The organism is Rhizobacter sp. Root404 (assembly GCF_001425865.1).
GTDB lineage: Bacteria > Pseudomonadota > Gammaproteobacteria > Burkholderiales > Burkholderiaceae_C > LMDS01.
Window position 1 is genome coordinate 1957902 of sequence record NZ_LMDS01000004.1, and the last position, 24735, is coordinate 1982636.

Consider the following 24735-nt stretch of genomic DNA (forward strand, 5'->3'; position numbering starts at 1 on the left):
CCGGTCAGCGGCTGCTGCCGGGCGGCGTGCCGGCGAGCTGCTGGCGCCGCGCGCCGCCCTGGCGCTCCAGCATCCAGCCCGGGTACTCGGCCGGCAGCGCGCTGACGGCGTCGATGGCGGCCAGCTCGTCGGTCGACAGCGCCACGCGCGTCGCGGCGATGTTGTCGGCCAGCTGGTCGGGCCGCTTGGCGCCGACGATCACGCTGGTCACTTGCGGCTGCTGCAGCAGCCACGCCAGCGCGATCTGCGCAACTGAGACGCCCTTCGCGTCGGCGATGACGCGCATCGCGTCGACGCAGTCCCACGCGCGCTCGCGATTCACCGGCGGGAAGTCGAACTGCGTGCGCCGGCTGCCGGCCTCGCCTTGCTGGTCGCGGCCGTACTTGCCGCTGAGCAGCCCGCCGGCCAGCGGGCTCCAGACCATCAGGCCGACGCCTTCACTCTCGAGCATCGGCACCAGCTCGCGCTCCAGGTCGCGCCCGGCCACCGTGTAGTACGCCTGCAGCGACTCGAAGCGCGCCAGGCCGTGGCGCTCGGCGATGCCCAGCGCCTTGACGATCTGCCACGCCGCCCAGTTCGAGACGCCGACGTAACGCACGTGGCCATGCCGCACCAGCTGGTCGAGCGCGCGCACCGTTTCCTCGATCGGCGTGGCCGGGTCGAAGCCGTGGATCTGGTACAGGTCGATGTGGTCGAGCTGCAGCCGCTTCAGGCTCGCCTTGATGCCGTCGGCGATGTGGCCGCGCGAGGCGCCGCGCATGTTCGGCCCCGGCCCGGTCTCGCCGAACACCTTGGTCGCGACGACGACGCTGTCGCGCACGACCTTCAGGTTCTTCAGTGCCTGGCCGGTGATCTGCTCGGAGACGCCGCCCGAATACACGTCCGCGGTGTCGATGAAGTTGATGCCGGCATCGAGCGCGGCGCCGACCAGGCGTTCGGCATCGGCCTGCTGCAGGTCGCCGATCTTGCCCCAGATGCCGTCGCTGCCGCCGAAGGTCATGGTGCCCAGGCAGAGCTCGGACACGAACAGGCCGGTGCGGCCGAGAGGATGGTGGCGCATGGTTTGGGACTCCGTTAAGGGATGGGGACGCGCTCAGGCGCCGTCGGCGACGAAGCCAGTGCGGCCGTGCGAGCCGTCGCAGAACGGCTTGTTCTGCGACTGGCCGCAGCGGCACAGCCAGGTGGTGGTGACGCGGTCGACCGTGCGACCGGTGCCCGAGCAGATTTCGAGGTTGCCCTTCACCTCGAGCGGGCCGTTGCGCGTGGGCGTGACCTCGAGCGGGCCGTTGCGCACCGCGAGCGGCTGCGACTCGCGCGTCGCCGGCTCGCCGCTCGCCTTGAAGCCCGCCGCGTTGTGCGAGCCGTCGCAGAACGGCTTGTTGGCGGACGCGCCGCAGCGGCACAGCGTCGCACGGAACGTGGACCCGGTGGCGTTCTCGTGGCCGACCAGGTGCATCTCGGCCATCACCGCGAGCGGGCCGTTCTCTCGCACGCGCAGCGCGTTGACGCGCGGCGCGGCCTCGTTCGGGCCGCCGTCGAGCCGGTCGTAGGTGATCGCGCCGGATGGACAGTTGGCGGCGACGATCGCGATCCGCTCCGGCGTGGCCTTGTCGGGGAACAACCAGTCTCCCGGCGTGTTCGCGAGGAACACCTCGGGCTCGCCGAGCACGCACATCCGCGCGTGGATGCAGCGCTGCGTGTCGAAGCGCAGCAGCACGTCGCGGCCGCGCGCCTCGTCGGGGGCCTTGGGGGCGGGCGCGGCGGCCGGTGTGGCGTCCATCGGGTTCTCCTTCGCTGCGGGCTCGGCCGGCGGCACAGCGCCTCCAGGCCAGCGGCGATCATGTTCCGCCGACCAGTGGTCGGAGAAGCGCTGCAGGGTCTTTGCATGGCCGGCCAGCGACGGCAACTGGGCCGCGAGCGTCGCGAACCGGTCGGCGACGCAGCCGAAACGCTCTGCCAGCAGCAGCGTCGCGGTCTCGGGCGACAGGAACGCGAGCACGGTGCGCGAGGCGGTGAACGTCAGCCCGGCATTCGCGCCCGGGTGGCGCCCGGGGTTCGCCGGCAGCCCGCTCAGCAGCGCGCCGACCTCGGCCAGCGTGTGCATCAGCGCCAGCGTCTGGTCGCAGATCGCCTGGCGGCGCGCGATCGCCGCGGGGCCGCTGGGCACCACGTCGGACAGCGCGGTCAGCAGCCGCAGCATGAGCTCGTAGCAGACGTTGCCGGCGTCGAGCAGCGTCGCCGCCGGCTCGGCGACGACCTGCACCCGCGTGGCCGGGTCCACCGGATCGCGCAGCACCGGGTTGCGCGCCGCCGCACGCGCCGGCACGAAGCCCGGCCGCGCGCGCGTCAGCGCCTCCCACTCGCGGCGGATCGCGCGAAAGCGCGCGTAGTGCGAGCCGGCCTTCTCGTCGCGCGAGCCTTCGCCCTGGTGGCGGATGAATTCGAGCGCCTCGTGCGCTTCGGCCAGGCTGCCGATCGTCATGATGCCGGGCAGCCGGAAGTCGGCCGGGCCGAGCTGCGAGTCGCGCGGGCCGATGAACAGTGCCGGCTCACCGAGGTGGCCGGCGATCAGGTCGCAGCTCTGCGCGATCGCCTCGTACAACTCGCCGACGGTCGCATAGTCGTCCGCCACCTGCATGAGCCGGCCAGCGGGCGCGTGGCGCTCGTAGGGCGTCTTCTCGTAGCGCGCGCCGTCGCGTTCGGCCACGTCGGCGGGGCGTTCGAGGTAGACGAAGTGGTCGAGCGTGGCCGCGTCCAGCGGCGCCAGCTCGACCGCCACGTCCGCCGGGAACAGCCCCGGCGCGATCGGGAAGTTGAAGCGCCGGTAGTGCGGGCGTGCGCCGACCGCGATCGCGAGGTTGTTGGCGAGCACGAGGTGCAGCATCTCGTCGGTCGCGATCGCGATGATCTCGCGGCGCCAGCGCTGTACCGCCTCGAGCTCGTGCGGCTGCAGGTCCTCGTCGACCGACTGCTTCAGCGAGAACGCGGCATAGAGATACGTGCACATCAGGCAGTGCTCGATCTCGGCCGCCTCGGCGAGCAGCCCGACCAGTTGGGCGCGGTGCGTCGCCGGGCGCATGGTCAGTTGGGCCGGGACGGTTCGGTCCAGCCGCCGCCGAGCACCTTGTAGAGCGTGACCAGGTTCTGCGCCTGCGCCGACTGCACCTGCACCGTCGCCTGCTGCGCCGCGAACAGCGTGCGCTGCGCGTCGAGCAGGTCGAAGTAGCTGGCCACGCCGTTGCGGTAGCGCAGGTCGGCGAGGTTGTAGCCGACCTGCGCCGCGTTCGCGACCGCGGCCTGCGCGCGCAGCTGCTCACCGAGCGTGGCGCGGCCGGCGAGCGAATCGGAGACCTCGCGGAACGCGGTCTGGATCGCCTTCTCGTACTGCGCGATCGCGATGTCCTTGTTGACCTTCGAGATCTGCAGGTTCGCCTGGTTGCGCCCGGCGTCGAAGATCGGCTGCAGCAGGCTCGCGCTGCCGGTCAGCGCCCAGCTGCCACCCTTGAACAGGCCCGACAGCTCGGTGCTCGCACTGCCGGCGTTCGCGGTCAGCGAGATGCGCGGAAAGAATGCCGCGCGCGCCGCGCCGATGTTGGCGTTGGCGGCCAGCAGTTGCTGCTCGGCGGCGAGCACGTCGGGCCGGCGCGTCAGCAGGTCGGACGGCAGGCCCGCGGGCAGATCGGTCACGCCCTGCTGCTGCGCGAGCGGCAGCGGCGCCGGCAGATCGGCCGGCAGCGGCTGACCCACCAGCAGCACCAGCGCGTTCTCGTCGAGCGCACGCTGGCGCTGCGTCTGCGCGAGCGTCGCCTTGGCGGTCTCGAGCAGCTGCTCGGCCTGGCGCAGGTCGATCTCGCTCGACGCGCCGTTGTCGAAGCGCAGCTTGGTCAGGCGGAACGAATCCTCGCGGGTCTTCAGCGCCTCGCGCGTGACGCGCAGCAGTTCCTCGTCGGCCAGCATGCCGATGTAGGTGGTCGCGACGCCGGCGACGAGCGCGATCTGCGTGGTCTTGCGGGCCTCCTCGGTGGCGAGGTATTGCGACAGCGCGGCCTGGCTCAGGCTGCGCACGCGGCCGAAGAAGTCGAGCTCGTAGCCGGTGACCTGCAGGCCGGCCGCGTAGACGTTGACGAGCCCGCCGTTGGTGCCGGCCTCGCGCGCGGCCGAGACGCCGGCGCCGAGCGTCGGCAACTGGTCCGCGCGGCGCACCTGGTAGGTCGCGCGCGCCTGCTCGATGTTCAGGATCGCGACGCGCAGGTCGCGGTTGTTCTGCAGCGCGAGTTCGATCAGGCGCTTCAGCCGCGGGTCGGCGAAGAAGCGCTGCCACTCGATGTCGGCCGCGGCCGGCACGCCCGGCGCACCGGCCGGCGTCAGCTCGGGCGCGTAGATCGGTGCGACCGGCGCGGCAGGGCGCTCGTAGGCCGGGATGAAGCTCATGCAGCCGGCCGACAGCAGGGCCAGGGCGAGCGCGCAGAGCAGACCTGCGCGTTGAAGGTGTGGGTGTTTCATCATGCGCCCTCCTGCGCCGGCGCCGGTGGCGTGTCGTGGCCGAGCGGCGCACCGCGGTGCGGCTTGACCTTGCTCTTCTTGAAGACCGCGCGCACGACCACGAAGAAGGCCGGCACGAACAACACCGCGAGCGCGACGGCGGTGATCATCCCGCCGATCACCGCGGTGCCGATCGCGCGCTGGCTGGCCGAGCCGGCGCCGCTGGCGATCGCCAGCGGCAGCGTGCCGAGGATGAACGCGAGCGAGGTCATGATGATCGGGCGGAAGCGCAGGTGCGCGGCGGCGAGCGCGGCTTCCATCGGGCTCTTGCCCTCGGCCTCCAGGTCTTTCGCGAACTCGATGATCAGGATCGCGTTCTTCGCCGCCAGGCCGATGATCGTGATCAGCCCGACCTGGAAGTACACGTCGTTCGACAGGCCGCGGAACATCGTCGCCAGCACCACGCCGAGCACGCCCAGCGGCACCACCATGATCACCGCGAGCGGGATCGTCCAGCTCTCGTACAGCGCGGCCAGGCACAGGAACACCGCCAGGATCGCGAAGCCGTACAGCAGATAGGCCTGCGAGCCGGCGAGGCGCTCCTCGCGCGACTGGCCGGTCCACTCGAAGCCGAAGCCGGCGGGCAGCTGCGCAGCGAGCCGCTCCATCTCGCGCATGGCCTGGCCGGTGGACTGGCCGGGCGCCGCGTCGCCGGAGATCCGCATCGTCGGGTAGCCGTTGTAGCGCACGGTCTGCACCGGGCCGTTGATCCAGCGGGTCGAGACGAACGCGGACAGCGGCACCGGCTGACCCTTGCTGTTCAGCGCGTTGATGCGCAGCAGGTCGTCCGGCTGCATCCGCTCGGGCGCGTCGGCCTGCACGACCACGCGCTGCAGGCGGCCGTTGTTCGGGAAGTCGTTGATGTACGACGAGCCGAGCGAGGTCGACAGCGCGGTGTTGATCGAACTGAAGTCGACGCCGAGCGCATTGGCCTTGTCGCGATCGATGTCCAGCTGCAGCTGGGGGGCGTCCTCCAGGCCGTCGGGTCGCACGCCCGCGAGGATCTTGCTCTGCCCGGCCATGCCGAGCAACTGGTTGCGCGCGGCGACGAGCGCCGCGTGGCCGTTGCCGCCGCGGTCCTGCAGGCGGAAGGTGAAGCCGGTCGCGTTGCCCAGTTCAGGGATCGGCGGCGGGCTGAGCGCGAAGATGAACGCATCGCGCACGCCCATCAGCGCACCGAAGCCGCGTCCGGCCAGCGCCTGCGCCGAATGCTCGGCGCCGTGGCGCTCGCTCCAGTCCTTCAGCGGCACGAACGCGAGGCCAGCGTTCTGGCCGGTGCCCGAGAAGCTGAAGCCGAGCACGCTGACCATGTTCTGGGTCTCGGGCTGCTTCAGGAAGAAGTTCTCGGCCTGCTTCATCGCCTCCAGCGTGCGCGCCTGGGTCGCGCCCGGCGGCAGCTGCACGTTGGCGATGATGTAGCCCTGGTCCTCGTTCGGCAGGAAGGACGTCGGCAGGCGCACGAACAGCAGGCCGACCGCGACCGCGATCGCGGCGTAGATGATCATGAAGCGCCCGGCGCGCTTCAGGATGCGCGCGACCCAGCCCTCGTAGCCCTTGGCGGTCGACTTGAAGCCGCGGTTGAACCAGCCGAAGAAGCCTTTCTTCTCCAGGTGCGAGCCGGCCTCGACCGGCTTCAGCAGCGTCGCGCACAGCGCCGGCGTCAGCGACAGCGCCATGAACGCCGAGAACGCGATCGACGCCACCATCACCGCCGAGAACTGGCGGTAGATGTTGCCGACCGAGCCGCTGAAGAACGCGAGCGGCACGAACACCGAGATCAGCACCACGGTCACGCCGATGATGGCGCCGTAGATCTGGCCCATCGCCTTGCGCGTGGCCTCCTTCGGCGGCAGGCCCTCCTCGCTCATGATGCGTTCGACGTTCTCGACGACCACGATCGCGTCGTCCACCACGATGCCGATCACCAGCACCATGCCGAACATCGTCAGCACGTTGATCGAGAAGCCGAGCGCGAGCAGCACGCCGAAGGTGCCGAGCAGCGCCACCGGCACGACGATCGTCGGGATGATCGTGTAGCGGATGTTCTGCAGGAACAGGTACATCACCAGGAACACCAGCACGACCGCCTCGACCAGCGTCTCGGCGACCTGGCTGATCGAGATCTTGACGAAGCGCGAGCTGTCGTACGGGATCGTGTACTTGACGCCGGCCGGGAAGTACTTCTGCAGTTCCTCCATGCGCGCCTTCACGAGCTTGGCGGTCTGCAGCGCATTGCCGGTCGGCGAGAGCTGCACGCCGATGCCGGTGGACGGCTTGCCGTTCAGGCGCGCCGAGGTCGCGTAGCTCTGGCCGCCGAGCTCGATGCGGGCGACGTCCTTCAGCTTGACCGTCGAGCCGTCGGCGTTCGCGCGCAGCACGATCTCGCCGAACTGCGCGATCGAGCTGAGCTGGCCCTTCACGACCACGGTCGCGAAGATCGACTGGCCCGGCACGTTCGGCAAGTCACCGATCGTGCCCGACGAGACCTGCGCGTTCTGCTGCTGGATGGCCGCGGTGACGTTGGCGGTCGACAGGTTGAAGCCGACCAGCTTCTGCGGGTCGATCCAGATGCGCATCGCGCGCTCGGTGCCGAACAGCTGGGCCTGGCCGACGCCGGGCAGGCGCTGCAATTCGGGCAGCACGTTGCGCGAGGCGTAGTCGCCGAGCGCGATCGGGTCGATGCTCGGATCGTCGCTCGACAGGATCGTGAACAGCAGGAAGTTCGAGCGCGACTTGTCGACCCGCACGCCCTGCTGCGTGACCGCCAGCGGCAGCCGCGGCGTGGCGCGCGACAGGCGGTTCTGCACGTCCACCTGCGCCAGATCGGGGCTGGTGCCGGCTTCGAAGCTGAGCGTGATCGAGCCGGTGCCGTCGGCCTGGCTGACCGACTCCATGTAAAGCAGGCCCGGCGAGCCGTTCATCTCGCGCTCGATGACGCTGATGACGCTGTCCTCCAGCGTCTGCGCCGAGGCGCCCGGGTAGGCGGTGTTGATGACGATCGACGGCGGCGCGACCGACGGGTACTGCGCGATCGGCAGCTGCGTGATCGCGGTGCCGCCGAGCACGATGATGAACAGCGCGATCACCCACGCGAAGATCGGGCGATCGATGAAGAACTGGGCCATGTGCCGTGCCCCTTCTTACTTCGACGCCGCGGCGGCGGGTGCGCTGGCGGCGGATGCCGGTGCGGCCGACGCGGCTGCGGCGCCGGCCGGTGCCGCGCCGGAGGCCGCCGGATGCCATGGCACCGGCTTGACCGGCGCATTGCCGCGCAATTTCTGGAAGCCGTCGACCATCACCTGCTCGCCGGCCTTCAGGCCGTCGAGCACGACCCACTGGCCGTTGACCGCGGCACCGACCTTGACCGGCCGCGGCGCGACCTTGCCGTCGGCACCCACGACCATCACGGTGTCGCCGCTGGTGCCGCGCGTGACCGCCTGCTGCGGCACGACGATGCCGGCCTCGGCCTGCGCCTCCTCGAGCCGCACGCGCACGTACATGCCCGGCAGCAGCAGCCCGGTCGGGTTGGGCACCTGCGCGCGCAGCGTGATCTGGCCGGTGGTCGGGTCGACCGAGAGGTCGGAGAACAGCAGCTTGCCGGCTTGGCCGTAGTCGCTGCCGTCCTCGAGCAGCACGCGCACCACGGCGCCGTCGGTGCCGGAGCGCTTGAACTTGCCGCTCTCGACCGCACGGCGCAGGCGCAGCACGTCGGTCGTGCTCTGCGTGAAGTTGACGTACATCGGGTTGATCTGCTGGATCGTCGCCAGCGGGGTGACCTCGCCCTGGCCGACCAGCGCGCCCTCGGTGACGAGCGCCCGGCCGATGCGGCCGGAGATCGGCGCGGTGACGGTCGCGTAGCCGAGGTTGATCTGCGCCGTCTGCACGGTGGCGCGGCCGCTGGCCACGTCGGCCTGCGCGGTCTTCTGCGCGGCGACGGCGTTGATGTATTCCTGCTTGCTGATCGCGTTGGCTTCCATCAGCGGCTTGTAGCGCTCGGCGAGCGCGGTGGCCTGCGTCAGGTTGGCCTCGGCGCGGGCCAGCGCGGCGCGCGCGCTGGCGGCGGTCGCCTGGTACGGCGCGGCGTCGATCGTGAATAGCACCTGCCCGGCCTTCACGTCGCTGCCTTCGGTGAACAGGCGCTTTTGCAGGATGCCGGCGGCACGCGCCCGCACCTGCGCGACGCGCGAGGCCTCGAGCCGCCCCGGCAGTTCGGTCGCCAGGCCGATCGACTGCGTCGCGACCGTGATCACGCCGACTTCGGCCGGCGGCATGCCGCCGCCGGGCGGGCCGCCCGCACCCTCGGGCTTCTGCCCGCACGCCGCGAGGAGCGAAATGGCCAGCACGACGGCCGAGGCGGCCGGGATGTTCTTCAACGCGGACATGCAGAACCCTTCAGTCTGGTGGGCGCATCGGCGCGCCGTCGGATATGTGTCGATCGATCGTGGGGAACCGCAAAAGGCGATTCAAGAATCGAGCCAGCGGGGCTGGAGGGCGACATGCTAATGCCTCAATGTGAAAAGAACACACGCCCCGGGGTCGATCGAGGTTAGTATACATACATCGTTGAATGTATGTAAGCGACGCAAGGCGCCGCATCAAATCTTCACCACCTCATGGTCCGCCGCACGAAAGAAGAGGCCCAAGCCACCCGCAGCCACATCCTGGACACGGCCGAGCTCGTGTTCGAGGCGCGCGGCGTGTCGGGCACGTCGCTGGCGGAGATCGCGAAGGCCGCCGGGCTGACCCGCGGCGCGATCTACTGGCACTTCGAGGACAAGGCCGATCTCTTCAACGCGATGATGGACCGCGCCACGCTGCCGCTCGAGGAGGCCGACGCCTGCGGCGGCTTCTGCGGCCCCGACGCCTCGCTGGTCCAGGTGCGCGACGGCTTCGTCGAGACCCTGCGCCGGGTCGTGCGCGACCCGCAGCTGCGCCGCGTGTTCGACATCGCGACCCACAAGGTCGAGTACGTCGGCGAGATGAACGCGGTGCGCGAGCGCCACCTGGGGATGCGCCAGGAGTGCCTGGCCGACATCGAACGCGCCCTCAAGCGCGCGCTGCGAAGCGGCGAACTGCCCAAGGGCACGCGCGTGCGCAGCGCCGCGCTGGGGCTGTTCGCGCTGTTCGACGGCCTGCTGCAGAACTGGATGCTCGACCGCGACGGCTTCGACCTGCTGCAGGTCGGCCCGCAGGTGTTCGACGCCTACCTGCGCGGGCTGCGGCAGCCGGCCTGAATATTTGATTCAGCGCCGCGTCGATCCGGCGCGGTGCACTGCCCTTAAGCTGACGCCCATGACGCCCCCGAAGATCATCGGCCTGGATGCGGACGACACGCTCTGGCACAACGAAACCCTGTTCCGGCTCACCCATGAGCGCTTCAACGCGCTGCTCGCGCCGTGGGCCGATGCGGCAACGGTCGAGGACGCGCTGGCCGCCGTCGAGCGGCGCAACCTGGGCACCTACGGCTACGGCGCGAAGGGCTTCACGCTGTCGATGCTGGAAACGGCCCTGCAGCTGAGCGACGCGCAGGCGCCCGGCACCGTGCTGGCGGAGATCCTGGCGGCCGGCCGCGACCTGATGCGCCACCCGATGGAGCCACTGCCCGGCGTGACCGAGGCGCTGGAGCGGCTCGCGGAGATCGCGCCGCTGGTGCTGATCACCAAGGGCGACATGTTCCACCAGGAGAGCAAGCTCGCGGCCTCGGGCCTGGGCCGTTTCTTCTCCGGCGTGGAGATCGTCAGCGAGAAGAGCGCCGAGACCTACCGCCGCGCGTTCGCGCGCCACGGCGTTCGGCCCGAGCACGCGCTGATGGCCGGCAACTCGGTGCGCTCGGACATCCTGCCCGCGCTCGAGGCCGGCTGCTTCGCGGTGCTGATCCCGTACCCGCTGGTGTGGGCGCACGAGGAGGCCGCGGCGCCGCTCGGCGATCCGCGCTTCCGTCAGTGCGACTCGATGACCGCGCTGGCCGACTGGCTCGCCGGCGCGGCGGCGTGAAGCGGCTGCGGCCGCACCGTTTCGACCAGCCGCGCGAAGCTGCCGTCCGAGAGCTGGAAGCGCACCCAGCGCATGTCGCAGGCGAGGATCGCGAGGTCGTCGCTGTCGCGGGCGCGGGTGTGGAACTCGATCGCAGGCGGGGTCGGACCGAACCAGCCGTGCTCGGCGAGGCGGCCCTCGGCGGCGACGATGTCCTCGCTGGCGTAGCGCCACAGCGAGCTGCCCATCAGCTGGCTGGTCGGCACCTTGAACTGCGCCTCGCGCGCCGGCGACGCCGCGAGCAGGCGGTGGGTCAGGTCGCAGATCAAGTGAACCGGCACCGCCGACTGGCCCACCAGCCGCGCGAGCACGCGGTCGGCGGCGCTGTCGAGCCGGGCCGCCATCAGCACGCGCAGCCGCTCCGCCTCGTCCGGCGCGGGCGGGCTCTGGCCGTTCTCCCAGCGCGACACCGTGGCCTGCGAGACGCCGAGCAACGCCGCCGCGTGCAGCTGCTTGATGCGGCGCAGCGCGCGCCAGGTGCGCAGCGAGCGGCCGAGCGCACGCTCGTCGCCGCTGCTGATCCGGAGAACCGTGGACATCGTGCCGGCGATGGTAGCGCCGCGGGGCCTATGCGATGACCGCCGCGCGTTCGCCCTGGCCGCTGGTCGGGCTGCTGTACTTGTGCGGCCTGCTGGCAGCGGCCCAGCTCGGCAAGATGTCGGCGCTCGCGCCGCTGATCGCGACGGCGCTCGGCCTGAGCCTGACCACGGTCGCGATCGCGATCTCGCTGATCGAGATCGGCGGCGCGGCGCTCGGCACCGTCGCTGGCCTGTTCGCGCACCGGCTCGGGCTGCGGCGCACGCTGCGCGCCGGCGTCGCGTGCCTCGCGCTCGCCGGCCTGGGCGCTGCCTCGGCCCACGGCGCGACCGGCCTGCTCGGCTGGCGGCTGCTCGAAGCGGCCGGCTACCTCGGCGTGATCGTCAGCGCGCCGGTGCTGATCGCCCACCATGCCGGCGCAGCCGGCCCGCGCGTGCAGGGGCTCGCGCTGACGCTGTGGAGCACGTTCGTGCCGGTCGGCCTGGCGCTCGGCGCCTCGGCGAGCGCGAGCGTCGCGACGGCGTGGGACTGGCGTACCGCGATGGCCGCCGGCGGCGCGGTCGGCGCGCTGCTGTGGGCGGTGTTGTGGCGCGCCGGCGTGCCCGAGCACGCGGACACGCCCACCAACGCGCCGGCCGCGCGGCTGACGCCACCGCTGTGGTGCCTGACGCTCGCGTTCGGGCTGTTCGCACTGTTCCAGGTCGGCGTGCTCGGGCTGTTGCCGACGCTGCTGGTGCGCGAAGCAGGGCTGGGCGCACAGGCGGCCGGACAGTGGACCGCGATCGCCTCGGTCAGCGCGATCGCCGGCAGCGCGGCGGCGGCCTGGCTGTTGCGTCACGGCGTCAGCCTGCGCTGGCCCGCGATCGTGTCGCTCGGCCTGCCGCCGCTGCTGCTGTTCGGCGTGTTCACGCCGGCCCCGTCCGCGACCGTCGCGATCGCGCTGGCGATCGCGCTCAACATGGCCGGCGGCGTGTTCGCGAGCCTGGGCTTCGCGCTGCTGCCGCGGCTGGCGACCGCGCCCGGCCAGATGGTGCGCGCCAACGGCCTGCTCGCGCAGTGCGGCGCGAGCGGCTCGCTGCTCGGCCCGCCGACGATGGCCGCCTGCGTGCAGGCCGGCGGCTGGACCGCGGCGGCGGTGCTCGGCCTCGTCGTGTCGCTGGTGGCCCTGCCGCTGGCCTGGCGCGCGGCATCGGCCGCGCGCGACGCTCAGGCCGGGACGAGCTGACCGGCCAGCCACTCCTCGAAGCGCGTCGCGCCGAGGCGCGGGTTCGGGCCGGGCAGCAGGGTCGCATCGTCCAGCTCGGCGCCGAAGTAGCGCGCGCGCTCGTCGGCGACCACGATGCGCGGGTCCTTCTTCGCGGCCAGGTAGGCCTGCACCAGCTCGGACAGCCGCAGCCGTTCCGGCCCGGCGACCTCGAGCGTGCCGTTCAGCGGCGCGCCGAGCGCCACGTCAGCCATCGCTGCGGCGATGTCGTCGGACGCGATCGGCTGGAAGCTCGCCGGCGACAGGTGCACCGTTCGACCGTCGGCCGCGGTGCCCGCTTGCGCGATGCCGCCGACGAACTCGAAGAACTGGGTCGAGTGCACGATCGTGTAGGGCACGCTCGCGGCCCGGATCAGGCGCTCCTGCGCCGCCTTGGCGCGGAAGTAGCCGCTCTGCTGCAGCCGCTCGGTGCCGACGACCGAGAGCGCGACGTGGTGCTTCACCCCCGCCGCCGCCTCGGCCGCGAGCAGGTGGCGTCCCGACGTCTCGAAGAACGCGAGCACGGCCGCGTCCTCGAACGACGGCGAGTTCGCGACGTCGACGACGACCTGCGCGCCCGCGAGGGCCTGCGCCAGGCCGCGGCCGGTGAGCGTGTCCACGCCCGATTGCGGCGAGGCCGCGACGACCTCGTGGCCGCGCCCGCGCAGCCGGCTGACGAGCTTGGCGCCGATCAGGCCGCTCCCGCCGATGACGACGATCTTCATGGTGCTGCGCTCCGGGTTCAGTTGAGACGGGCCTTGTCGAGACCGTAGGCGGCGTCGAACGCGCCCGGCACGGTCTTGAACGCGACGTTGGCGCGGTTCCAGGCGTTGATCGACATCACGATGAAGGTCAGGTCCGAGACCTCCTTCTCCGACAGCTGGGTGCGCACGCGCTCGTACAGCTCGTCGGGCACGCCGTGCTCGGGGATCTTCGTCAGCACTTCGGTCCACGCCAGGCAGGCGCGCTCGCGCGGCGCGAACAGCGGCGACTCGCGCCAGATCGCCAGGTGGTGCAGGCGCAGCGGGCGCTCGCCGTGGATCGTGGCCTGCTTGATGTGCATGTCGACGCACAGCCCGCAGCCGTTGAGCTGTGAGGCGCGGATCTCGACCAGGTGGCGGGTGCCGGCCTCGATCGAGCTGCCGTTCAGCGCGGTGCTGAACGCGGCGAATTTCTTGAAGTACTCCGACGACTGTTCGGCGTAGTTGATGCGTGGGGTCATGGTGCGGCTCGCTTCAGGTGGTTGAACACATGCCCTGAAGACGCGCGAGCCGCGCGGGTTGTGACAACGCCGGGTCAGACCGGCCCGAGCGCGGCGGCGATGCGCGCCAGCTTGTCCGGGTTGCGCTGCACGTGGATGCGCACGATGCGCTCACCGTCGGTCTCGTACGACTGTGCCGATTCGAGCACGCCATCGATGAAGCGCAACACGCCCCACTGGCCGTTGATCACCGCCAGCTCGATCCGCAGCCCCGCCTTGAAGCGCAGGTTGGCCGCATAGAACAGCTGCGCGATGCGCGGCCCGCCGAGCAGCACCTTGCCGAAGCTCGGCACCTTGCCGCCGCCGTCGCCGATCAGCTCCGCGTCCTCGACCAGCATCGCCTTCATCGACGCGAAGTCGCCCTGCGCAAGCGCGTCGGCGAAGCGGCGCATCACGCGCTGGTGTGCTTCGGGCGCGACCGTATAGCGCGGCCGGGCCTCGCGCAGCTGCGCCTTCGCGCGGCTGACCATCTGGCGGCACGCGGCCTCGCTCTTGCCGATGGTCTGGGCGAGCTCGTCGTAGTCGGCGTCGAACACCTCGCGCATCAGGAACGCGGCGCGCGCCTCGGGCGCCAGGCGTTCGAGCAAGGTCAGGAACGCGACCGAGAGATCGTCGGCGCGCTCCAGCACCTGTTCGGGCGAGTGCGGCGAATCGGCCAGCTGCGGCTCGGGCAGCCAGGAGCCGACATAGTGCTCGCGCTGCACCTTGGCGGCGCGCAGCCGGTCGATCGCCAGGCGCGTGGCGATCGTGACCAGCCAGGCCTCGGCGTTGGCGATCGTCGCCCGATCGGCCTCGTGCCAGCGCAGCCAGGCGTCCTGCACCACCTCCTCGGCCTCGCCGGTCGAGCCGAGCATGCGGTAGGCGATGCCCTGCAGGCGCGGGCGCAGGCGGTCGAAGGTGCGGGTGGCGGCGTCCATGGGCTTCGCGCAGGCTACAGGATGATCTGGTTCTCGGGCGTCAGCGGGGGCGGCAAATCGGTCTCGCCCAGCATCTCGCGCAGCTCGATCTCGACGAGACGGCAGATCTGCGAGATCGGCACGTCGTTCGCGCCGCCCTCGAACGGATTCTCGGTGCTCTCGCCGACCTGGTCGAGCGAGATGTACATCCACGAGATCAGCATGCTGAACGGCACGGTCAGCCAGACCATCTGGCCGGCGAAGATTCCGCCGATGTCGTTCAGGCGGTCGAACTCGCGCACCATGCAGAACGGCAGCAGCGCCGCGAAGCACCAGACGAAGAAGTTGTTGATGGTGGCGTACTGGCGCGGGTACGGGAAGTTCTTGATCCGCTCGACCTTGCCTTGCTGGTCCAGCAACTCCTTCAACGTCTTCTGCATCTCGGTGTGGTGCAGCACGACGAGTTCCTGCTTCGCGTAGAGCGCGCGGATCGCCTCGCTCTGCAGGCCCAGCAGCCGGGTCGCCTTGCCCTTGACCGGCGCCAACTGCGCGCACTCCGCCGGCGTCAGGTACGGCTGCAGTTCGGCATCGAGTGAAGTCGCGTGCTCGGGCACCCGATAGAAGCGGCGCCTGTATTCGGCGTTCGACGGGCTGCTCACCGCCTCCCAGACCCGTCGGCCGCGCAGGTGATGGCGCAACGCGGTCAGCCAGGCCAGGTGGCGCCGGACCAGCACGGCCGAGTTCCCCGGAGTCGTCGGGAAGTCGCGGGCGATCAGGCCCCAGTACCGGCTGGTGCCGGCGATGGCGCTCCAGACCTGCTGCGCCTCCAGCGTGCGGTTGTACGTCTGCGCGTTGCGGAAGCCGACGATGAACGACGTGGCCGTGCCCAGCAGCACCGCCACCGACCACGGCGCCGAGATCCACTTCAGGCCGAGAAGCTCGTACAGCATGACCGGCACCAGCGCCAGGAGCAGCAGGACGTAGATCTTGCGCCGCGTCCAGGCGAGGAACTCGACGAGCGTGTAGGACTTGCTGATCTTCATGGGTGCGCGCCGGGGTTCGGCCGCGCAGACCGCGGCCGTTCTGACCACCAGACGGTCGAGGGCGCCGGTTTGTGACGGCGGGTCGAAAATCGAGGCGCTCGATGTCGATCGGCGCGCCGCCCGACCGTCGTGAGGGTGTCGGGCCTGGCGGCCCGCCCATCGATCCATCCTCCAGGAGTTGCCATGACCCAAGCCATCGCCTACCTCGCCTTCGACGGCACCTGCGCCGACGCCATGCGCTTCTACGAAAAGGCCCTCGGCGGCCGACTCGAAGTGCTGATGAGCGGCGCCGATTCGCCGATGGCCGAGCAGATGCCCAAGGAGTTCGCGAACCGCATCCTGCACGCGCGTCTCGTGCTGCCGGGCGGCGGCATGCTCTACGCCGGCGACGCGCCGGCCCATGTGCCGTACGAAGGCATCAAGGGCGTGTCGATCGCGGTCGACTACGACTCGGTCGCGCAGGCCCAGACCGTCTTCGCCGCGCTGGCCGCCGGCGGCCAGGTCACGATGCCGATGCAGCCGGCGTTCTGGGCCAAGACCTGGGGCATGTGCATCGACCGCTTCGGCACGCCGTGGGTCGTCAACGGCGAACTGATCCCGTTCTGAGCGTGCTCAGCCGCGGTCGAACTTGAACACCGCCACGCTGGCGCGCAGGTTCGGCCAGCGCCGCACCGCGGCGCCGGCCTGGATGCCGAAGGCGTCCAGGATGCGCAGCCCGTCCTTGCGCGCCAGCACCTCGAAGTCGGCGAAGGTGCCGACGCGGATGTTGGGTGTGTCGTACCACTGGTAGGGCAGCACGCGCGTGACCGGCATGCGGCCGGCCGCGACCTGCAGCCGGTTCGGCCAGTGCGCGAAGTTCGGGAAGCTGACGATGCCGATGCGGCCGACGCGCGCGGTCTCGCGCAGCATCTTCTCGGTGTTGCGCAGGTGCTGCAGCGTCTCGATCTGCAGCACCACATCGAAGCTCTGGTCCTCGAAGAGGGCCAGGCCTTCCTCGAGGTTGAGCTGGATCACGTTGACGCCGCGCTGGGTGCAGGCGAGCACGTTCGCATCGTCGATCTCGATGCCGTAGCCGGTGCAGCCGCGGGTGTCGCGCAGCAGCGCCAGGAACTCGCCGTTGCCGCAGCCCAGGTCGAGCACGTGCGAGCCCTTCGGCACCAGCTCGGCGATCAGTTCCATGTCCTTGCGATCAGACATGGGGCCCCCACGTCGCTTCGCTCCTGCCCCCCGAGGGGGCGCTCGCCGGCTTGGGACGGCCCGGCGCTCGGCTCGGTCCGAACTCCTTCGCGATGTTGTCGAAGCACGCGCGCAGCACGCCGTGGTAGCGCGGGTCGTCGAGCAGGAAGGCGTCGTGACCGTGCGGCGCGTCGATCTCGGCGTAGCTCACGTCGCGCTTGTGGTCGACCAGCGCCTTGACGATCTCGCGCGAGCGCGCCGGTGCGAAGCGCCAGTCGGTCGTGAAGCTGACGAGCTGGAACTTGCAGCGCGCCGGCGCGAACGCGGCCGTCAGGTCGCCGCCGAACTCGCGGGCCGGGTCGAAGTAGTCGAGCGCGCGGGTGATCAGCAGGTAGGTGTTGGCGTCGAAGTACTCGCTGAACTTGTCGCCCTGGTGGCGCAGGTAGCTCTCGATCTCGAACTCGACGTCCTGGGTGCTGTAGTTGGGTGCGCCGGCGCGGCCCTCGACGGGCGGAGTTCCGGCGCCTCGAAACCTTCGACCGAACTTGGCCTCCATCGCGTCGTCGGAGAGATACGTGATGTGCCCGATCATCCGCGCCACCCGCAGCCCGCGCCGCGGCAGCGTGCCGTGTTCGTAGAAGTGCCCGCCGTGGAATTCGGGGTCGGTGACGATCGCCCGTCGCGCGACCTCGTTGAACGCGATGTTCTGCGCCGACAGGTTCGGCGCCGTCGCCACCGCGATGCAGTGGCGCAGCCGGTCCGGGTGGCGCAGCGACCAGCTCAGCGCCTGCATGCCGCCCAGGCTGCCGCCGAGCACCGCGGCCAGCTGCGTGATGCCGAGCGCATCGAGCAGTCGGGCCTGCGCGTCGACCCAGTCCTCGACCGTGACGACCGGGAAATCGGCGCCGTAGACGCGGCCGGTGTCGGGGTTGGTCTGCATCGGCCCGGTCGAGCCGAAGCACGAGCCGGGGTTGTTGACCCCGATCACGAAGAAGCGGTCGGTGTCCAGCGGCTTGCCGGGGCCGACCAGGTTGTCCCACCAGCCCTCGCTCCGGGGTTGCCCGGCGTAGGTGCCGGCGACGTGGTGGCTCGCGTTCAGCGCGTGGCACACAAGCACGGCGTTGCTGCGCGCCGCGTTCAGCGTGCCGTAGGTCTCGTACGCGAGCGTGTAGTCGCGCAACTGTGCGCCGCTGCGCAGCGGCAGCGGTGGCGCGAAGTGGAGAAACTGCGGCTGAACGTCGCCGATCGAACTCATGACACCCCAAGAAAGCAAAAGACCCGGACCGCTGCGGAGGCGGACACCGGGTCGGGCGTCCCTCTTTAGCGGCATTTTTAAAGCGCCCGCAATTCGGAACAAATCGGCGCTGTGGGGGCGAGTATAACGAGGCGCTTCGCGGCCCGGCGCCGCGCTCGGGTTGCCGCCGCGCATGCGATTCATCGTCGATCGGATTCTTCTTCGCCTTGTCGCGCCGCTGCTGCTCTGGCTGTTCGCGGCCGTGGCGGCGGCACAGGCGCCGGCGGCACCGGGCGGCGACATCGACGCCTCGCTCGACCGCATCCGCCTGCAGATCGACGCCTCGCAGCGCGCCCTCGCCCGGGCCGAGCCGCCGGGCGACGCCGAATTGCGCCAGCTGCGCAGCGCGGCCCAGGCGGCGCAGCAGCAGGCCTCGGACATCGCCGACCTGCTGGCACCGCAGCTGGCGAGCGTGGATGCACGCGTGGCCGAACTCGGCGCGCCGGCGGCCGGCGCCAAGGAGGACGCCGACGTCGCCGCGCAGCGCGCGCTGATCGCCAAGAGCCGCGGCACGCTGGACGGCCAGGTCAAGCTCGCCCGGCTGCTGACCGTCGAGAGCCAGCAACTCGCGGCGCAGCTGTCGACGCTGCGGCGCGCGCAGTTCCAGGCGCAGCTGGGCACGCGCACCAACTCGATCCTGGCCGGGCCGTTCTGGTCGGACTGGCGGGACGACCTTCCGAACGACCTGGCGCGGGTGCGCAAGGTCGCGAGCCCGCTGGTGGACGCGGCGCGCGCCGCGCCGATGGCGGTGTGGCTGGCGCTGCCGGTGGTCGCGGCGGCGCTGGTGTGGGCGCTGGCCTGGGGCCGCAGTGCGCTGGTGCGCTGGCTGACCGGGCACACGCCGCCCGGGCGCCTGCGGCGATCGCTGTATGCGACGCTGGTGGTCGCCCAGTGGACGCTCGCGTTCGGCCTGGTGGGAGCGGCCGTGTTCGCGGCGTTCGACTGGAACGGCACGCTCGCCGAGGCCCAGGCCACCGACCTGGGCGTGTTCATCGCGCTGTTCTGGGTCGCCGGCTTCATGTATGGCTTGGCAACCGCGCTGATCTGCGCGCGCCGGCCGAGCTGGCGGCTGCTGCCGCTGCCGGACGCGGTCGCCACGAGCCTGCGCCACTTCCCGGCGCTGATCACGTTCGTCAGCGTCGCGACCTGGTCGGCCGAGCGCATCGCGGTGATGGCGAATGCGAGCCTGTCGACGACGGTGGCGATCAACTGCATCGTCGCGCTGACGGTCGGGCTGACGGTCGGGCTCGGGTTGATGCATGGCGAACGCGTCTGGCGCCATGAGCTCGCGAAGGAAGGCGCGCGCGGTCGCCCGGTCTGGCTCGCGGTGCTCGGCGGCCTGAACTGGCTGGTGCTCGCGACCGCGGTCGTGTGCCTGCTGGCGGGCTATGTCGCGTTCGGCAGCTTCGCGGTGCGCCAGGTCGTGTGGGCCGGCATCGTGCTCGGCGCGGCCTACCTGCTCGCCGCGCTGATCGACGACCTGCTGATGGCGTGGCTGGCGACCGAGCCTGCCGCCGCGGACGAGGCCGCCGAGCACAAGGCCAGGCTGCCGGTGACGTCCAAGCCCGCGGCGCAGATCGCGGTGCTGGCGTCGGGCGCGCTGCGGCTGGCGGTGCTGCTGGTCGCGCTGATGCTGCTGGTCGCGCCGTTCGGCGAGAGCCCGGCCGAGCTCCTGCGGCGCAGCGGGCAGTGGCAGCAGGGCATCGCGATCGGCGAGTTCAAGCTGCTGCCGGGCGCGGTACTGCAGGCGCTGCTGGTGCTCGTCGTCGGCCTGGGCGTGGTGCGGGTGCTGCGTCACTGGCTCGCCACGCGCTACTTGCCGACCACCTCGCTCGATGCGGGCATGAGCGCCTCGACGACCTCGCTGTTCGGCTACGCCGGCGTGGTGATCGCGATCGCGCTGGCGATGTCGGCGATGGGGGTCGGGCTGGAGCGCATCGCATGGGTCGCCAGCGCACTCTCGGTCGGCATCGGCTTCGGCCTGCAGGCGGTGGTGCAGAACTTCGTCTCGGGCCTGATCCTGCTCGCGGAACGGCCGGTGAAGGTCGGCGACTGGGTGTCGCTGGGCGGTGTCGAAGGCGACATCCGGCGCATCAATGTGCGCGCCACCGAGATCCAGATGGGCGACCGCTCGACGGTGATCGTGCCGAACTCCGAGTTCATCACCAAGATCGTCCGCAACGTCACGCTGGCCGACCCCCTCGGCCTGGTGCAGATCAAGCTGCCGGTGCCGCTCGGCAGCGACGCCGAGACCGTGCGCGAGCAGCTGCTGCAGGCCTACGATGCGAACCACGACGTGCTCGAGACCCCCGGGCCTGCGGTGCTGCTGGACGGCGTCGACCACGGCCAGCTGATGTTCAACGCGACCGGCTACGTCAACTCGCCGCGCAGCGTGGCGCGGGTGCGCAGCGCGTTGCTGTTCGATGTGCTGAAGCGCCTGCACGACGCCCAGATCAAGCTCAGCAGCCCGCCGACGATGCTGATCAGTGCGGCCGAGCCGGCGCCGCCGACCGCGGCGAACGCGCCGACACCGCCGGCGACCTGAACGGCATCGGCGCGGCGGTTCGTCAACTGCCCGGCAGCGCGTGCCGAACCAGCAGCGCCGCCAACAGGCACATCGTCCCGCCGATCAGCGCGTCGAGCACCTGCCAGGCCCGTGGTCGCGCGAACCAGGGCGCCAGCCGACGGGCGCCGAAGCCCAGCAGCACGAACCACAGCAGGCTCGCGCCCGCCGCGCCGGCGATGAACCAGCCGCGCAGCGCCGCCGGCTGCTGCGCGCCGATGCTGCCCACCAGCAGCACCGTGTCGAGATAGACGTGCGGGTTGAGCAGCGTGAATGCCGCCGCCTGGGCGATCGCCGCGCCACGGCGAAGCCCGCTGCCGCCGGGGGCCGCCTGGAGGCTGCCGGCGTGCCGCGCGCGCCGGAGCGCCTGCCAGCCGTAGCACGCGAGGAAGGCCGCCCCGGCCAGCGCCAGCGCCTGCGCCAGCCGCGGGCTCTCCCCGAGCGCCTGCGCCATGCCCAGCACCCCGGCCGCGATCAGCACCGCGTCGGCGACCGCGCAGAACAGCACGACCGTGCCGACATGCTCGCGCCGCAGCCCCTGGCGCAGCACGAAGGCATTCTGCGCACCGATCGCGACGATCAGCCCCAGGCTCAACACCAGCCCGTGGAAGAAGACAGGGAAGGCGATCGCGGTGCTCAGGGTCGGCGTCATGCGGTCAGCTTGCCAGCCCGACGTGCCGTAGGCAAACTAAGCTTTCTACGTTGAATGAAGTGAAACTGAACCGATGCTGGACTACGCCGCGCTGGCCGCCCTGGCGGCCGTCATCCGCGAGGGCAGCTTCGAGCGGGCTGCGCTCGCACTCCACGTGACGCCCTCGGCGGTGTCGCAGCGCATCCGCCTGCTCGAGGAGCGCATCGGTTGCCCGCTGGTGGTGCGCGAGCAGCCGTGTCGCGCCACGGAGACCGGGCGCCGGCTGTGCCAGCACGTCGATCGCGTGCGGCTGCTCGAGCAGGAACTGCAGGGCACGACCCCGGCGCTGGCCCGGGACGGCATCGCGCGCGTGCGGCTGCCGCTGGCGGTCAACGCCGACAGCCTGGCGACCTGGTTCGCGCCGGCCCTCGCGGCGTTCGCCGCCGACGCGCACGTGCTCGTCGACGTGGCGGTCGACGACCAGGACCACACCGCCGAGTGGCTGCGCAGCGGCTCGGTGCTGGCGGCGGTGACCGCCACCGCCCGGCCCGCGGCGGGTTGCAACAGCCGCCCGCTCGGCGCGCTGCGCTACCTGGCGGTCGCAAGCCCCGCGTTCGTGGCCCGTCACTTCCCGGGCGGCGTCGGGGCGTCCAGTCTGGCGCAGGCGCCTAGCCTGGTCTTCAACGCCAAGGACGAACTGCAGGCGCGCTGGGCGCGACGACAGTGCCATCGGCACGTCGACCTGCCGCGCCATGGCCTGCCCTCGCCGCAGGCCTTCGTCGTCGCGGCGCTGGGCGGCATGGGCTGGGGGCTGCAACCGCAGGCGCTGATCGCGTCGCACCTGGCGGCCGGCCGGCTGGTCGAACTCGTACCCGGCACGCCGCTCGACACGCCGCTGCATTGGCAGCACGCACGCTCGGCCGCGCGCCTGGTCGACGGGCTGAGCCGCGAGGTGCTGTCCGCGGCCAGGCGCGCGCTGCGGCCGCCCTGACCATCGCGCAGCGTCGGTTGCGCGCCCGGCGATGCCCGCGTCTGCACCGGTATTCGGGCATTCCCGCACCGAACACCGCCGCGGCGCGGCCCTACCATCGCGCCAAAGACGCGGGGTGAACGCTCATGTTCGATTGGCTCAAGCAGCTCGACCGGCACGTGCCGGTGCGGTATGCGGTGTGGTTGCTGTGCGCCGTCGGCGCGCTGCTGTGCGCCTTCACGTGGGTCGGCTTCGGCGTCGGCGGGGCGCCGGCGCTGGCCTTCACGCTGCTCGTCGGACTGGGCGTGCGTGACACGCGCCAGACGCGCCATTCGGTGCTGCGCAACTACCCGGTGATCGGCCACCTGCGCTTCCTGCTCGAGTTCATCCGGCCCGAGATGCGGCAGTACTTCATCGAGGGCGACAACGAGGCCGCGCCGTTCTCGCGCCAGCAGCGTTCGCTGGTCTACCAGCGCGCGAAGGGCGAGGCCGACAAGCGGCCGTTCGGCACGCAGATGGACGTCGGTGCGGTCGGCTACGAGTGGATCAACCACTCGCTGCAGCCGACCACGCTCGCGTCGCACGACTTCCGCATCACGATCGGCGCGGCGCGCGCGCAGCCGTACAGCGCCAGCATCTTCAACATCTCGGCGATGAGCTTCGGCGCGCTCAGCGCGAACGCGATCCTGGCGCTCAACGCCGGCGCCAAGCGCGGCAACTTCGCGCACGACACCGGCGAGGGCTCGATCAGCCGCTACCACCGCGAGAACGGCGGCGACCTGATCTGGGAGATCGGTTCGGGCTACTTCGGCTGCCGCGACGACGGCGGCGCGTTCAGCGAAGAGCGCTTCGCCGCCAACGCCTGCCAGCCGCAGGTGAAGATGATCGAGCTCAAGCTCAGCCAGGGCGCGAAGCCGGGCCACGGCGGCGTGCTGCCGGGGCCGAAGGTCACGCCCGAGATCGCCGCGGCGCGCGGCGTGCCGGCTTGGATCGATTGCGTCTCGCCGGCCAGCCACGCGGCGTTCTCGACGCCGATCGAGATGATGCAGTTCATCGACAAGCTGCGCACCCTGTCGGGCGGCAAGCCGACCGGCTTCAAGCTGTGCATCGGCCACCCGTGGGAGTGGTTCGCGATCGCCAAGGCGATGCTCGAGACCGGCATCACGCCGGACTTCATCGTCGTCGACGGCGCCGAAGGCGGCACCGGTGCGGCACCGCTGGAGTTCACGGACCATGTCGGCGCGCCGCTGCAGGAGGGCCTGCTGCTGGTGCACAACACGCTGGTCGGGTTGAACCTGCGCAGCAAGATCAAGATCGGTTGCGCCGGCAAGGTCGTCAGCGCGTTCGACATCGCGCGCATGCTCGCGCTCGGAGCCGACTGGTGCAACTCGGCGCGCGGCTTCATGTTCTCGCTCGGCTGCATCCAGGCGCAGAGCTGCCACACCGGCCATTGCCCGACCGGCGTCGCGACGCAGGACGAGCAGCGCGCGCGGGCCCTCGTGGTGCCGACCAAGGCCGAGCGGGTCTATCACTTCCACCAGAACACGTTGATGGCGTTGAAGGAACTGGTGCAGGCCGCCGGCCTCGCGGACCCGAGCCAGATCACCGCTTCGCACATCGTGCGCCGCACCGCCGAGCAGAGCGTGAAGCTGCTCGCGACGCTGATGCCGTTCGTGCAGCCCGGCGAACTGCTGCGCGGCGAGATGTCGCAGCAGGTGTTCAGGATCTACTGGCCGCAGGCGCAGGCCTCGAGCTTCGGAGTCGCGGCCGCGCGCTGACGCGCCCGGGGGCCGCCGCGCCGCCGGCGCACGAATGTGTCCGCAGTTCACAGCGTGTCAGCGCCCTTCCGACACGCGGCGTCGGCTGCGCACGCACACGACCCGCGGGATGCGCAATACGGGCCGGTTCGGAACAATTCGCTCCTCGATTCACGCGACGAGCGTTCATGTCCAACATTCTTCTCATCGTCCTCGACGCGACGGCGCGCGCCGAGATCAGCCGCCTCGCCGACAGCGACGCCACGATGGCGGTCAGCGACGCGGTCGACTCGCTCGCCGCGGCCCGCACGGCGCTCGCCCGGCGCCTGCCCGACCTGATCGTCGCCGACGTGCGCCTGCCCGACGGCCCGCTGGTCAACCTGCTCGACGAGCTGCGGCCCCGTCGCTCGCACGTGCTGGCGCTGACGCCATCGCTGCGCGATCCGCACCTGATGCACACGCTGCGGCACGGCGCCGACGGCTATGCGCTCTCCGGCCATGTCGGGCCCGACCTGTTGCTGCGGATGCAGCGGATGCTCGCCGGCGAGTCGTCGATGGATGCACGCGTCGCGCAGCTGCTGACGATGCAGTTGCGCACTGGTGCACACCCGCTGCTCGAGCCCGAATTGAAGCTGCTGCACGCCATCGGCGCCGGCGCCTCGATGGCCGAGGTCGCACGCAGCGCGCAGATGACGCCGCAACAGATCGGCCTGACGCTGCGTGCGATCTACCGCAAGCTGCACCTGGACCTTCGTCCGCGTCCGGCCGCCAGCGGACCGGACTGAACGC

21 protein-coding genes and 1 riboswitch are annotated in these 24735 nt (G+C 71.2%); of the genes, 8 read left to right on the forward strand and 13 right to left on the reverse strand.

What is annotated here, in order from left to right; translation table 11 throughout:
* Positions 1 to 4: 4 nt before the first annotated feature.
* From ASC76_RS13405 to ASC76_RS13425, 5 genes are read right to left on the reverse strand one after another with little or no spacing between them, the layout of a single operon-like run.
* Entirely contained in the window at positions 5 to 1060 is a 1056-nt protein-coding gene (locus tag ASC76_RS13405) for an aldo/keto reductase (RefSeq protein WP_056466487.1), read from the reverse strand.
* A gap of 33 nt (positions 1061 to 1093) precedes the next feature.
* Complete coding sequence (locus tag ASC76_RS24720; protein ID WP_082549089.1) at positions 1094 to 3079, reverse strand: ferritin-like domain-containing protein; 1986 nt, start codon at positions 3077 to 3079, stop codon at positions 1094 to 1096.
* Between the two features lie 2 nt (positions 3080 to 3081).
* Positions 3082 to 4503 (reverse strand): efflux transporter outer membrane subunit, encoded by a 1422-nt coding sequence (locus ASC76_RS13415; protein ID WP_157615613.1) that lies wholly within the window; start codon positions 4501 to 4503, stop codon positions 3082 to 3084.
* Positions 4503 to 7667, reverse strand: a complete 3165-nt coding sequence (locus ASC76_RS13420; RefSeq protein ID WP_056466494.1) for an efflux RND transporter permease subunit — start codon at positions 7665 to 7667, stop codon at positions 4503 to 4505. The genes ASC76_RS13415 and ASC76_RS13420 overlap by 1 nt, the downstream gene beginning before the upstream one ends.
* Positions 7668 to 7682: 15 nt before the next feature.
* Positions 7683 to 8924 (reverse strand): efflux RND transporter periplasmic adaptor subunit, encoded by a 1242-nt coding sequence (locus ASC76_RS13425; protein WP_056466497.1) that lies wholly within the window; start codon positions 8922 to 8924, stop codon positions 7683 to 7685.
* Positions 8925 to 9155: 231 nt separating this feature from the next.
* Here ASC76_RS13425 and ASC76_RS13430 point away from each other — a divergent pair, with 231 nt between their 5' ends.
* A complete protein-coding gene (locus tag ASC76_RS13430) occupies positions 9156 to 9776 on the forward strand; it encodes a TetR family transcriptional regulator (RefSeq protein ID WP_056466499.1) in 621 nt (206 codons plus the stop codon).
* 58 nt (positions 9777 to 9834) lie between these two features.
* Positions 9835 to 10536, forward strand: coding sequence for an HAD family hydrolase (locus tag ASC76_RS13435; protein ID WP_056466502.1), 702 nt, complete (start codon positions 9835 to 9837; stop codon positions 10534 to 10536).
* On the opposite strand, the gene ASC76_RS13440 is transcribed toward ASC76_RS13435, so the two are convergent.
* Entirely contained in the window at positions 10482 to 11114 is a 633-nt protein-coding gene (locus tag ASC76_RS13440) for a helix-turn-helix transcriptional regulator (RefSeq protein WP_082549091.1), read from the reverse strand. The genes ASC76_RS13435 and ASC76_RS13440 overlap by 55 nt on opposite strands.
* A 35-nt stretch (positions 11115 to 11149) precedes the next feature.
* Between ASC76_RS13440 and ASC76_RS13445 the strand changes: the two genes are divergently transcribed.
* Entirely contained in the window at positions 11150 to 12337 is a 1188-nt protein-coding gene (locus ASC76_RS13445; RefSeq protein WP_056466505.1) for an MFS transporter, read from the forward strand.
* Here the strand turns inward: ASC76_RS13445 and ASC76_RS13450 are convergent.
* From ASC76_RS13450 to ASC76_RS13465, 4 genes are all read right to left on the reverse strand, one after another.
* Positions 12319 to 13080, reverse strand: coding sequence for an SDR family oxidoreductase (locus tag ASC76_RS13450; protein ID WP_056466508.1), 762 nt, complete (start codon positions 13078 to 13080; stop codon positions 12319 to 12321). The genes ASC76_RS13445 and ASC76_RS13450 overlap by 19 nt on opposite strands.
* 17 nt (positions 13081 to 13097) lie before the next feature.
* The gene (locus tag ASC76_RS13455) at positions 13098 to 13577 is read right to left on the reverse strand and encodes a carboxymuconolactone decarboxylase family protein (protein ID WP_056466511.1); all 480 of its coding nucleotides are present in this window, start codon (positions 13575 to 13577) and stop codon (positions 13098 to 13100) included.
* A gap of 74 nt (positions 13578 to 13651) precedes the next feature.
* Complete coding sequence (locus ASC76_RS13460) at positions 13652 to 14533, reverse strand: RNA polymerase sigma-70 factor (protein ID WP_056466515.1); 882 nt, start codon at positions 14531 to 14533, stop codon at positions 13652 to 13654.
* Positions 14534 to 14547: 14 nt separating this feature from the next.
* A complete protein-coding gene (locus tag ASC76_RS13465; RefSeq protein ID WP_056466518.1) occupies positions 14548 to 15555 on the reverse strand; it encodes a bestrophin family protein in 1008 nt (335 codons plus the stop codon).
* A 183-nt stretch (positions 15556 to 15738) separates the two neighbouring features.
* On the opposite strand from ASC76_RS13465, the gene ASC76_RS13470 reads away from it, so the two are divergent.
* A complete protein-coding gene (locus ASC76_RS13470) occupies positions 15739 to 16161 on the forward strand; it encodes a VOC family protein (RefSeq protein WP_056466520.1) in 423 nt (140 codons plus the stop codon).
* A 6-nt stretch (positions 16162 to 16167) separates the two neighbouring features.
* Here ASC76_RS13470 and metW read toward each other — a convergent pair whose 3' ends face one another.
* Both metW and ASC76_RS13480 read right to left on the reverse strand, forming a co-directional pair.
* A complete protein-coding gene (metW, locus tag ASC76_RS13475; protein ID WP_056466523.1) occupies positions 16168 to 16752 on the reverse strand; it encodes a methionine biosynthesis protein MetW in 585 nt (194 codons plus the stop codon).
* A complete protein-coding gene (locus tag ASC76_RS13480; RefSeq protein WP_082549092.1) occupies positions 16745 to 17986 on the reverse strand; it encodes a homoserine O-acetyltransferase in 1242 nt (413 codons plus the stop codon). The genes metW and ASC76_RS13480 overlap by 8 nt, the downstream gene beginning before the upstream one ends.
* A 44-nt stretch (positions 17987 to 18030) precedes the next feature.
* Positions 18031 to 18106, reverse strand: a riboswitch (SAM riboswitch).
* A gap of 52 nt (positions 18107 to 18158) precedes the next feature.
* Here ASC76_RS13480 and ASC76_RS13485 point away from each other — a divergent pair.
* Entirely contained in the window at positions 18159 to 20570 is a 2412-nt protein-coding gene (locus ASC76_RS13485; protein WP_056466525.1) for a DUF3772 domain-containing protein, read from the forward strand.
* Positions 20571 to 20592: 22 nt separating this feature from the next.
* On the opposite strand, the gene ASC76_RS13490 is transcribed toward ASC76_RS13485, so the two are convergent.
* Positions 20593 to 21240 carry a LysE/ArgO family amino acid transporter gene (locus ASC76_RS13490; RefSeq protein ID WP_056466528.1) on the reverse strand — a complete coding sequence of 216 codons (648 nt, stop codon included), beginning with the start codon at positions 21238 to 21240 and terminating at the stop codon, positions 20593 to 20595.
* Between the two features lie 73 nt (positions 21241 to 21313).
* On the opposite strand from ASC76_RS13490, the gene ASC76_RS13495 reads away from it, so the two are divergent.
* The 3 genes from ASC76_RS13495 (at position 21314) to ASC76_RS13505 (ending at position 24731) form a co-directional block, all read left to right on the forward strand.
* On the forward strand, positions 21314 to 22210 hold the full coding sequence (locus ASC76_RS13495) for a LysR family transcriptional regulator ArgP (RefSeq protein WP_056466531.1): 897 nt from the start codon (positions 21314 to 21316) through the stop codon (positions 22208 to 22210).
* Between the two features lie 125 nt (positions 22211 to 22335).
* The gene (locus ASC76_RS13500; RefSeq protein ID WP_056466534.1) at positions 22336 to 23967 is read left to right on the forward strand and encodes an FMN-binding glutamate synthase family protein; all 1632 of its coding nucleotides are present in this window, start codon (positions 22336 to 22338) and stop codon (positions 23965 to 23967) included.
* Between the two features lie 167 nt (positions 23968 to 24134).
* Positions 24135 to 24731, forward strand: a complete 597-nt coding sequence (locus tag ASC76_RS13505; protein ID WP_056466536.1) for a response regulator transcription factor — start codon at positions 24135 to 24137, stop codon at positions 24729 to 24731.
* The last annotated feature ends 4 nt before the right edge of the window (positions 24732 to 24735 follow it).